Consider the following 10,069-nt stretch of genomic DNA (forward strand, 5'->3'; position numbering starts at 1 on the left):
CCGTCACCCCAGCCAGTCGCGGAGCACGTCGTCCGCCCCGTACTCCTCGCGGTGCGTCCGCTCCAGTTCCGCGCACGGGTCCGGCAGTTCCTCCGACGCGGCGACGGCCCGCCGCCACCGGGCGTCGCCCGCCGCCCGGTCCGGGGTCTCCTCGACCGCGTCGGCGTCGTACGAGGACTCGCCGGTGCGGGCCCGGGGCGACACCGCCAGGGTGTAGCGGCGGCCCTCGGCCAACGGCGCCCAGAACGCGTCGTCGTACCACCCCGCGACCTGCTCCACGTCGATCGTGGAGCCCGGCGCGAAACCGTCCCCGTCCGGGTCCCGTTTGAAACGGGCGTCGACCGTCAGCCGGGCCCGCACCACCCGCTCCTCCCGCTCGCCCCCGCCGCCCGGCCGCCGGTACGTCCACACCTTCCGCACCGTGCCCGCCACCAGGACCCGGGCGTCGGCCGCGACGTGCGCCGCGTCCTCCCGGCCGTGCAGGCAGAAGCAGAAGACGGGGTCGTGGTGCGCGGCCTCGTAGAAGGCCAGTCCGGTCGTCCCGCCGACGGCCAGCAGGGCCCCGCCGAGCGAGGACAGGAGCAGAGCGCGCTTCTTCATGGTCGGCCCAACGAGCCGGACCCCGGCCGGTCGCGGCCGGACCCTCCCCGACCGGCCCTTCCCCGACCGGCCCTTCCCCGACCGGGCCTTCCCCCGGCCGTTCGCGGGCCGGACCTCCCACCGGCCGGTCGCGGGCCGGGGTCCTCCGGGCTCCTCAGCCGCCCGGGGCCGGCCCGCCCGCGGCCACCGCCGCCGCCGGGCCGATCTCGCACCACACGGCCTTGCCCTCGCCCCGCGGCTCCACGCCCCAGCGCGAGGCCAGCGCGTCCATCAGGAGCAGCCCCCGGCCCGAGGTCGCCGCCTCGCCCGGGGTGCGCCGCCGGGGCCAGGCGCTCGACCGGTCCTGCACCGAGAGCCGTACCCGCCGCACCGGTTCCGGCAGCACCTCCAGGGTGAGGACCGCGCCGCCCTCGGTGTGCAGCAGCACGTTCACCAGCAGCTCGCCCGTCAACAGCTCGGTGTCGTCGGCGAGTTCCGGCATCCCCCAGTCCCGCAGCGCCTGCCCCACGGCCGCCCGCGCGTCGGAGAGCCCCTGCGGGTCGGCCTGGTGGATGTACTGGTGGATGCGCGGCGCCCGGTGCGTCCCCGGGTCCGGGCTCCGCCGCAGCACGAGGAGCGCCACGTCGTCACCGGAGCCCCACCGCTCCCACAGCCGCTCCGACAGGTGGTCGGCCAGCGCCTCGGCCTGCGGGGGGCCGCTGCTCACCGCCTCGGAGAGGGCCGCGAGCCCCGCCTCGATGTCGGTGCCCGGCTGCTCGACCAGCCCGTCCGTGCACAGCACCAGCGTCTCGCCCGGCACCAGGTCGAGCCGGGTCTCCGGGAACTCCTCGTCGCCGAAGACGGTCGCGAGCCCCAGCGGCATCCCGCCGCGCAGCTTCGGCTGCCCCACCCGCCCGTCCGTGTGCCGGATCAGCGGCCCCAGGTGCCCGGCCCGCACCGCCCGGACCGTGCCACTCGCCAGGTCCACCTGGGCGTAGGTGCAGGTGGCGAAGCGTTTGGTGTCCAGTTCGGCGAGGAACCGCGAGGCCCGCGCGAGGACCGTCGACGGAGCATGGCCCTCGCCCGCGTACGCCCGCAGCGCGATCCGCAGCTGCCCCATGATCGCCGCCGCGTGGGTGTCGTGGCCCTGCACGTCGCCGACGACGACCCCGACCCGGCCGCGGGGCAGCGCGATCACGTCGTACCAGTCCCCGCCGACCTGCCGCCCGCTCCACGCCGCGTGGTACCGGACCGCGATCTCCCCGCCGGTGATCTCCGGGATCCGGCGCGGCAGCATCGTCTCCTGGAGTCCGGTGGCCAGCTCCCGCTCCTCGTCGAAGAGGATCGCCCGCTGGAGCGACTGGGCCACGATCGCCGCGAGGCCGAGGGCCAGGTTCCGCTCGTCGGCCGTGAAGGCCGTCCGCCCCCGGTAGAACAGCGCCATCCCGCCCAGCGACCGCGCCTGCGCCACCAGCGGCAGGTAGCAGGCCGCCCGGAACGGCAGCCGCTCCAGGTACGGCGCCAGCTCGGGGAAGTCCCGCCCCAGCGAGGCGAACGAGGAGACGAACCGCGGCCGGCCGCTCACCACGGCCTCCGCCAGCGGCAGCCCCCGGTCGAGGCGCCGCGTCCGCAGCCCTTCGAGCACGTCCAGGGAGTCGCCGCTGAGCGCGATCACGTTCAGCGAGCCGTTCTCGACGAGGCCGAGCGCGAGCCCGTCCGCCCCCAGCCGCGCGAGCCCGCCCGGGCCGGTCAGCGCCGCCGTCACGTCGTCCACCGTCACCGCCCGCGACAGCGCGTGCGTGGTCCGCTCGACGATGCTCGTCTGCATCTCGCGGCGCTTCTCCAGCTGTGCCACGAACGCCGCGTGCGACACCTCGGCCGTGGTGTCCCGCACCGCCCCCACGATCCGGTGCGCCCGCCCCTCCCCGTCCCGCAGGATCCGCGCCAGCACGTGCGTCCAATGGGGTGTGCCGTCGTCCTGCGGGATGGGGAAGTGCGTGCTGTACGAGGTGTCGCCGCCGGTCACCGCCGCCCGCACCACCCGGTCCAGGCGCGTCCGTTCCACCGGGTCGAGCCGTGCCACCAGACTCGCCGGCCGCCCGTCGAAGCCGTCCGGGGACACACCGAAGACCAGCAGCCCGGACGCGTCGACATCGATGGTGCCCGTGTCGAGGTCCCAGTCGAAGCTGCCGGTCCGGTTCATGGCGAGCCACTCGGCGGGCCCGATCCCGCCGCCGCGGCCGTGCGGATCGTCATCGGTCATCCCCCCCATTGTCGAACCCGCACCCCGCCGACGCCATGGCTGCGACACGGCGCGGCGCCCGGATGCGGGGCGGGGGAGCGGGCACCAGAATGGCGAGTGCCGGGACGTACCCGCAGAAGCATGGAGGAGGCGGCATGAACGCTGAGCCCGACGAGAAGTCCCGGGGGGACGTACCGACGCCCGACCGGCTGCTGCACTCCGGTTCCGAGGGCGAGTTCACGGCGGAGGACGTGGTGCTCGCCGCCGGCAAGGACGTGACCCCGAAGACCCTGGCGTGGGCCGAGCGCCGGATGGCGGAGAAGGGCCGCGCCGCCCTGGACGAACTCCTTCCCTAGCCGGCGGAGGAACGCGGACCCGGGGCGCGGGCCGATACCCGCCCCGTCCCGGGCCTTCCCCCTTTGTGGAACACGTTCTACCGTGACCGCCGTCGCGCCGAGCACGCCGACGCCGTCACGGGAGGCCGGGATGCACCTGCAGTACACGCCGGAACAGAACCGCCTGCGCGCCGAACTGCGGGCGTACTTCGCCGAGCTCGTCCCCGAGGACGTGCACCGCCGATACGGCGACCCGGCCGCCCAGAAGCGCTTCTACCGCGAGACGATCCGCCGCCTCGGCGCGGACGGCTGGCTCGGCGTCGGCTGGCCCGTCGAGTACGGCGGCCGCGGCCTCACCCCGATGGAGCAGTTCATCTTCTTCGACGAGGCCGCCCAGGCGGGCGTCCCGCTGCCGCTGATGGCGCTGAACACGGTCGGCCCCACGCTCATGCGGTTCGGCACGGAGGAGCAGAAGGCGTACTTCCTGCCCCGCGTCCTCTCCGGCGAGATCGACTTCGCCATCGGCTACAGCGAGCCCGGCGCCGGCACCGACCTCGCCGCCCTGCGGACCCGCGCGGTCCGCGAGGGAGACACGTACGTCGTCAACGGGCAGAAGATCTGGACGACCAACGGCGACACCGCCGACTGGGTCTGGCTCGCCGTCCGCACCGACCCGGACGCCGCCCCCCACAAGGGCATCACCATGCTCCTGGTGCCGACCACCGACCCCGGCTACTCCTGCACGGTGATCAACACCCTCGCCTCGCACGACACCACGGCCAGCTACTACGACGACGTCCGGGTCCCCGTCACGCACCGGGTCGGCGAGGAGAACCAGGGCTGGCGGCTCATCACCAACCAGCTCAACCACGAACGCGTCACCCTCGCCGCCCACGGCACCATGGCCGTCCGCGCCCTCCACGACGTCCGCCGCTGGGCCGCCGACACCCTCCTCACCGACGGCCGCCGCGTCCTCGACCTCTCCTGGGTCCGCCGCGCCCTGGCCCGCACCCACGCCCGCCTCGACGCGATGAAGCTCCTCAACTGGCAGATGGTGAACGCCGTCCACCACGGCACCCTCACCCCCCAGGACGCCTCCGCCGTCAAGGTCTACGGCTCCGAGGCCCGCCGCGACGCCTACGCCGCCCTCATGGAGGTCGTCGGCGCCGCCGGCGCCCTCAAGGACGGTTCCCCCGGCGCCGTCCTCCACGGCGAACTCGAACGCGGCTACCGCTCCGCCGTCATCTTCACCTTCGGCGGCGGCAACAACGAGATCCAGCGCGAGATCATCTCCTGGATCGGCCTCGGCATGCCCCGCGTCCGCCGCTGAGGAGGCGCGCCCGCAGGCGGTGCGGGGAGCCCCGGCCGGACGCGCCCCGACAGCCGCGGCCGTCCCCGACGACATTCGTCCAAGACCGATCGCCGGCGGCCCCCGCACCATCCCTCCATGAGTGATTACCTCGTCGAGCACGCGCACGGCATGCACGTGGTCCGCGACGGCCCGCGGAAGGCGCCGCCGCTCCTGCTCATCCACGGATCAGGAGCCTCCGGCGGCTTCTGGAGCCCGGTGGTCCCGGCACTCGCCGAGCACCACCACGTGGTGACGGTCGACCTCCCCGGTTGCGGCCAGTCCCCGCCCTCGCCCCCCTACGACGTGCCGGTGCAGGCCGGCCGGGTGGCGGCGGTGCTCGACGGCCTCGGCCTCGGGCCCGTCGCCGCGGTCGGGCACTCCAGCGGCGGCTACGTCGCCACCGCGCTCGCCGAACAGCGCCCCGACCTGGTGAGCTCGCTCGCGCTGATCAGCACCGGGCCGAGTCCCGACGCGCTCCTGCCGGAGCCGTTCCTCCTCCGCCTGCTGCTGGCCCCGCCGCTGGGGCCGCTGATCTGGTCGTGCCGTTCCGACGCGGTGATCCGCAAGGGGATCAGGGCCACGGCCGCTCGCCCCGTCGACATCCCGGACGACCTGGTGGCCGGGGTGCGGGGGATCACCTACCGCACCTTCAGGGCGGTGCTGCGCCGGAACACGGCGTACGTCGCCGAGCGCGGAGTGCCCGAGCGCCTCGCCGCGCTCGGACTCCCCGCACTGGTGCTCTTCGGCACCGCCGACCCCCGCTGGGACCCGTCGTCGGTGCGCCGGTACGAGGCGGTGCCCGGGGCGCGCGTCGAGATGCTGCCCGGCGTCGGGCACGTGCCCACGCTCGAAGCACCCGGACCGACCGGCGACCTGCTGCTGGGCTTCACGGCGGCGGGCTGACGCACGCCGGTGCCGCGGGTCTAGGATCGTGACGTGCCGTCGACCATGACACGACCCGCCCGGCCCCCGGTGGCCATCGCGGTCCCGCACCCGTCGGCCCGGCGGCTGCCGGGGGTCGGCATGGCCGGGTTCCGGCAGCTCGCCCCCGAACCCGCGGGCATCGCCATGGTCGCGCACCCGGCCGTGACCCTGCTCATCGACCTGAGCGACGCGGGAAGGGGCATCGTCCACCACGCGCACGGCCGGCACACGCGCGGCAGCGTCGTCGTCGGACTGCTCCCCGGCGACCTCCGGGCGGCCGGCCGGGAGGCCGAGTGCCTCCAGATCCGGCTGGAGCCGGTCGCGGCGGCCGCGGTGCTCGGCGCGGCGCCCGAACTCACCGGGGCGGTCGTGTCCCTGGAGGACGTCTGGGGCCGCGACGCCGGGCGGGTCGAGGACCGGCTGCGCGCGGCGGCCTCGTGGGACGAACGGTTCGCCATCGCGGCGGACTTCCTCGCGCGGCGCCGGAGTGCGCGCGCCCGCCCGCCCGTCGATCCGGAGGTCGCCCACGTCTGGCGGCGGACGCTCGGCAGCCGGGGGCGGGTCCGGGTGGAGGACCTCGCGGACGAGGTCGGCTGGAGCCGCCAGCTGCTGTGGGCCCGGTTCCGGTCCCAGCTGGGCGTCACCCCCAAGCGGGCGGCCCGGCTGGTGCGGTTCGACCACGCCGCCCACCTCCTCGCAGCGGGGCGCGCCGCCGCCGGTGTCGCGGCCGAGAGCGGCTACGCCGACCAGTCCCACCTCCACCGCGAGGTGAGGACGTTCACCGGCCTGACGCCGACGGCCGTGGCCGCCGCTCCCTGGCTCGCCGTGGACGCCACCGCCTGGCCGGGCTCCGCGCCGGTCGCCGGCGCCGCCCCCGCGTGAGCGCGGAGCGCCGTGACTCCCCGCTCACGGAGTCCCGCGCCCGCCTTCCCGCCGGGGCTCCCGCACCGCCCTCCCGCGCGAGCCCTCGCTCAGTGGTACGCGCAGAGGTACGCCGTCTCCACCGCGACCTTCAGGTGGAAGGTGCTCTCGCCGGGGACCTCGAAGCGCTCCCCGGCGGCGTAGGCGCGCCAGTCGTCGGAGCCGGGCAGCCGGACCGTGAGGGCGCCGCTGACCACGTGCATGGTCTCGGGGGCGGCGGTGCCGAACTCGTACTCGCCCGGAGCCATGACGCCGATCGTCGCCCGGCCCTCCTCCCGGGTGAACGCGATCGACGTGACGGTGCCGCCGAAGTACTCGTTGACCGTGAACATGGGCATCCTCGCGGGAATCCGGTGAACGGGGTGGGGTGACCGACCGCTCGGGTACCGGCGGCGGGCGGGGGCAACCCTAGCCGCGCCGGCCGGACGGCGGACGCCCCTCTCAGTGGGTGGACTCCTCGCCCGCCGGCAGGGCCCGCTGGAGCAGGATCGTGTCCAGCCGCCGCCCGTGCTTGTGGCCCACGGCCCTCAGCCGGCCGGCCTCGGCGAAGCCGAGCCGCAGGTGGAGGGCGACGGACGCGGGCGTGCCGTGATCCGCGACCACGGCGATCATCTGGTGGACGCCCGCCCGCGAGCACGCGTCGATCAGGGCCTCCATCAGGGCGCCGCCCAGGCCCCGGCCGGTGTGCTCCGGGGCGAGGTAGACCGAGTTCTCGACGGAGTGGCGGTAGGCCGGCTTCGGACGCCACGGCGAGGCGTACGCGTACCCGGTGACCCGGCCCGCCTCCTCCGCCACCAGGAACGGCAGACCGCGCGCCGCGAGGTCGGCCAGCCGGGACTCCCAGAAGGAGAGCGGCGGCGCCGTCTCGTCGAAGGTGACCACCGTGTGGTCCACGTAGTGGGCGTAGATCGCGGCGACCGCGGCCAGGTCGGTTCCGGTCGCGGGACGGATCAGCGCGGCGGGGGCGTCGGGTGTGATCACCGCACCGATCCTAGAGGTGCCGGGCGGGGAGGGCCCCGGCCGGGAGACCCCGGTCAGGGGAGTTCCGGCCTCGCCCTCCGTGCCCGCCGCCCCCGTTCCGTTTGCGGAGGCGGGGCGGCCGGGTTTGAGTGTGGGTGACCCCCCACGCCCTCCAGGAGTGCTGACATGTCGATGGCGTTTGGTTCCCCCTTCGGCCCGTCCGATCCCTTCGGGGATCTGCTGAACCGCTTCTTCGGGATGTCGCCGGCCTCCTCGCCACCGGCCGTCCAGCGGGTCCCCATCGGACGCCTCCTCACCGAGTCGTCCCACGAACTCCTGGGCGCGGCCGCCCGCAAGGCGGTCGAGGACGGCACCTCCGACCTCGACACCGAGCACCTGCTGTGGGCCGCCGCCCGGACCGAACCCACCCGCCGGCTCCTCGCCCGCGCCGGCGTCGACCCCGACGCCCTCGCCGACCGGATCGCCGAGGTGCTGCCCCACGAGGCCGCAGAGCCCTCCGCCGAGCCGGGCCTCACCCCCGCCGCCAAGCGGACCCTCGCGCTCGCGCACGCCACCTCGCAGGCCGCCGGCGTCTCGTACATCGGCCCCGAGCACATCCTGGGCGCCCTGATCAGCGACGCCGACTCCGGCGCCGGCCGCTTCCTGCGCACCGAGGACCTCGACGTCTCCAAGCTGCGCGGCGTGGCCGACCAGGCCGTCCGGGGCGGCGACGCCGCGGCGCCCGCCGCGCCGCAGCAGCCCGCCACCACCCTCGACGAGTTCGGCCGCGACCTCACCGAGGAGGCGAAGGCCGGCAAGCTCGACCCGGTCGTCGGACGGGCCGAGGAGATCGAGCAGACCATCGAGATCCTCTCCCGCCGCTCCAAGAACAACCCCGTCCTCATCGGCGAGCCCGGCGTCGGCAAGACCGCCATCGTCGAGGGCCTCGCCCAGCGGATCGTGGCCGGCGAGGTCCCCGACACCCTCAAGGGCAAGCGGGTCGTCTCCCTCGACCTGTCCGGCATGGTCGCCGGCGCCCAGTACCGAGGCCAGTTCGAGGAACGCCTGAAGAAGGTCATCGAGGACGTCCAGAAGTCCGAGGGCGACATCGTCCTCTTCATCGACGAGCTGCACACCGTCGTCGGCGCCGGCGCCACCGGCGAGGGCTCCATGGACGCCGGCAACATGCTCAAGCCCGCCCTCGCCCGCGGCGAGCTGCACGTCGTCGGCGCCACCACCATCGACGAGTACCGCCGGTACGTCGAGAAGGACGCCGCGCTCGAACGCCGCTTCCAGCCCGTCCTCGTCCCCGAGCCGACCGTCGAGGAGACCGTCCAGATCCTCGAAGGGCTCCGCGACGCCTACGAGGCCCACCACCGGGTCCGGTTCGCCGACGGCGCCCTCGCCGCGGCCGCCGAGCTCTCCGACCGGTACGTCAGCGACCGCTTCCTGCCCGACAAGGCCATCGACCTGATGGACCAGGCCGGCGCCCGGGTCCGGCTGCGCAGCGCCGGCCGCTCCACCGAGGTGGTCAGCCGCGAGGACAAGCTCGCCAAGCTGCGCCGGGAGAAGGACCAGGCCGTCGCCGCCGAGGACTTCGAGAAGGCGAAGGAGCTCAAGGAGCGGATCGCCGAGGTCGAGGGCGAACTCGCCGGCATCGAGGAGCGCCGCGAGGGCGTCGTCTCCGTCACCGCCTCCGACATCGCCGACATCGTCTCCCGCCGCACCGGCATCCCCGTCGCCCAGCTCACCACCAGCGAGAAGGAACGCCTGCTCAGGCTGGAGGAGGAGATGCACGCCCGGATCGTCGGCCAGGACGAGGCCGTCACCGCCGTCTCCGAGGCCGTCCGCCGCAACCGCGCGGGCATGGGCGACGAGAACCGGCCGGTCGGCTCGTTCCTCTTCCTCGGCCCCACCGGCGTCGGCAAGACGGAACTCGCCAAGACCCTCGCCGAGCTCCTCTTCGGCGACGAGGACCGGATGATCCGGTTCGACATGAGCGAGTTCCAGGAGAAGCACACCGTCGCCCGGCTCGTCGGCGCCCCTCCCGGGTACGTCGGCTACGAGGAGGCCGGCCAGCTCACCGAGAAGGTCCGCCGCCAGCCGTACAGCGTCGTCCTCTTCGACGAGGTCGAGAAGGCCCACCCCGACGTCTTCAACACGCTGCTCCAGATCCTCGACGACGGGCGCCTGACCGACGGCCAGGGCCGGACGGTCGACTTCCGCCACTGCGTCGTCATCATGACGTCCAACATCGGCGCCCACCGCATCCTCGCCCACCAGGGCGACGCGGCCGAGCTGAAGGACGAGCTGATGGAGGACCTGCGGGGCCGGTTCCTGCCCGAGTTCCTCAACCGCATCGACGACATCATCGTCTTCCACAGCCTCACCGAGAAGGACCTGACCGAGATCGTCGAGCACCTCCTCGACCGCAGCAAGCACCGCGTCCACGCCCAGGGCATGACCCTGGAGGTCACCGAGGCAGCGACGAAGCTCCTCGTCGCCCACGGCTACCAGCCCGAGTTCGGCGCCCGCCCGCTGCGCCGCACCATCCAGACCGAACTCGACAACCGGGTCGCCTCCCTCCTCCTCGGCGGCGAGGCGGACCCCGGCGACACCATCGTCGCCGACGTCGTCGGCGACTCCCTCCACTGCACCATCCGCAAGGGCGGATCCGGCGGCCCGGAGCCGGAGGCGGCCCTGGCGGTGGCGACCCGGGTGAGTTCGGTCGTCTCGCCCTTCTGCGAGAAATTCGGC

At 74.6% G+C, this 10,069-nt stretch carries 9 protein-coding genes; 5 read left to right on the plus strand and 4 right to left on the minus strand.

Annotation, left to right across the window (positions count from 1 at the left end; all coding sequences use genetic code 11):
- Window positions 1-3: 3 nt before the first annotated feature.
- Both AB0E83_RS21875 and AB0E83_RS21880 read right to left on the minus strand, forming a co-directional pair.
- A complete protein-coding gene (locus tag AB0E83_RS21875; RefSeq protein ID WP_362114218.1) occupies window positions 4-600 on the minus strand; it encodes a hypothetical protein in 597 nt (198 codons plus the stop codon).
- A gap of 154 nt (window positions 601-754) precedes the next feature.
- Window positions 755-2,842, minus strand: a complete 2,088-nt coding sequence (locus tag AB0E83_RS21880; protein WP_362114221.1) for a SpoIIE family protein phosphatase — start codon at window positions 2,840-2,842, stop codon at window positions 755-757.
- 134 nt (window positions 2,843-2,976) lie between these two features.
- Between AB0E83_RS21880 and AB0E83_RS21885 the strand changes: the two genes are divergently transcribed.
- From AB0E83_RS21885 to AB0E83_RS21900, 4 genes are all read left to right on the plus strand, one after another.
- On the plus strand, window positions 2,977-3,177 hold the full coding sequence (locus AB0E83_RS21885) for a hypothetical protein (protein WP_362114224.1): 201 nt from the start codon (window positions 2,977-2,979) through the stop codon (window positions 3,175-3,177).
- A gap of 130 nt (window positions 3,178-3,307) precedes the next feature.
- A complete protein-coding gene (locus AB0E83_RS21890; protein WP_362114227.1) occupies window positions 3,308-4,486 on the plus strand; it encodes an acyl-CoA dehydrogenase family protein in 1,179 nt (392 codons plus the stop codon).
- A gap of 117 nt (window positions 4,487-4,603) precedes the next feature.
- The gene (locus AB0E83_RS21895) at window positions 4,604-5,410 is read left to right on the plus strand and encodes an alpha/beta hydrolase (protein WP_362114230.1); all 807 of its coding nucleotides are present in this window, start codon (window positions 4,604-4,606) and stop codon (window positions 5,408-5,410) included.
- A gap of 45 nt (window positions 5,411-5,455) precedes the next feature.
- Window positions 5,456-6,313: an AraC family transcriptional regulator gene (locus tag AB0E83_RS21900; protein ID WP_362114254.1), complete on the plus strand. Its 858-nt coding sequence runs from the start codon at window positions 5,456-5,458 to the stop codon at window positions 6,311-6,313.
- Window positions 6,314-6,402: 89 nt separating this feature from the next.
- Here AB0E83_RS21900 and AB0E83_RS21905 read toward each other — a convergent pair whose 3' ends face one another.
- Together AB0E83_RS21905 and AB0E83_RS21910 are read right to left on the minus strand one after the other, a co-directional pair.
- On the minus strand, window positions 6,403-6,684 hold the full coding sequence (locus AB0E83_RS21905; RefSeq protein ID WP_362114233.1) for a pyrimidine/purine nucleoside phosphorylase: 282 nt from the start codon (window positions 6,682-6,684) through the stop codon (window positions 6,403-6,405).
- A 109-nt stretch (window positions 6,685-6,793) separates the two neighbouring features.
- Window positions 6,794-7,333 carry an N-acetyltransferase family protein gene (locus tag AB0E83_RS21910; protein ID WP_362114236.1) on the minus strand — a complete coding sequence of 180 codons (540 nt, stop codon included), beginning with the start codon at window positions 7,331-7,333 and terminating at the stop codon, window positions 6,794-6,796.
- 165 nt (window positions 7,334-7,498) lie between these two features.
- Between AB0E83_RS21910 and AB0E83_RS21915 the strand changes: the two genes are divergently transcribed.
- The coding region (locus AB0E83_RS21915) for an AAA family ATPase (protein WP_362114239.1) at window positions 7,499-10,069 on the plus strand (2,571 nt) is incomplete at its 3' end.

Origin of the sequence: Streptomyces sp. NPDC035033, from assembly GCF_040636735.1 — a bacterium.
Classification (GTDB): Bacteria; Actinomycetota; Actinomycetes; order Streptomycetales; family Streptomycetaceae; genus Streptomyces.

Bases quoted from the DNA above. Each gene is read 5' to 3' on its own strand.
- AB0E83_RS21875 (WP_362114218.1), bottom strand. From the start codon at position 600: ATGAAGAAGCGCGCTCTGCTCCTGTCCTCGCTCGGCGGGGCCCTGCTG.
- AB0E83_RS21880 (WP_362114221.1), bottom strand. From the start codon at position 2,842: ATGACCGATGACGATCCGCACGGCCGCGGCGGCGGGATCGGGCCCGCC.
- AB0E83_RS21885 (WP_362114224.1), top strand. From the start codon at position 2,977: ATGAACGCTGAGCCCGACGAGAAGTCCCGGGGGGACGTACCGACGCCC.
- AB0E83_RS21890 (WP_362114227.1), top strand. From the start codon at position 3,308: ATGCACCTGCAGTACACGCCGGAACAGAACCGCCTGCGCGCCGAACTG.
- AB0E83_RS21895 (WP_362114230.1), top strand. From the start codon at position 4,604: ATGAGTGATTACCTCGTCGAGCACGCGCACGGCATGCACGTGGTCCGC.
- AB0E83_RS21900 (WP_362114254.1), top strand. From the start codon at position 5,456: ATGACACGACCCGCCCGGCCCCCGGTGGCCATCGCGGTCCCGCACCCG.
- AB0E83_RS21905 (WP_362114233.1), bottom strand. From the start codon at position 6,684: ATGTTCACGGTCAACGAGTACTTCGGCGGCACCGTCACGTCGATCGCG.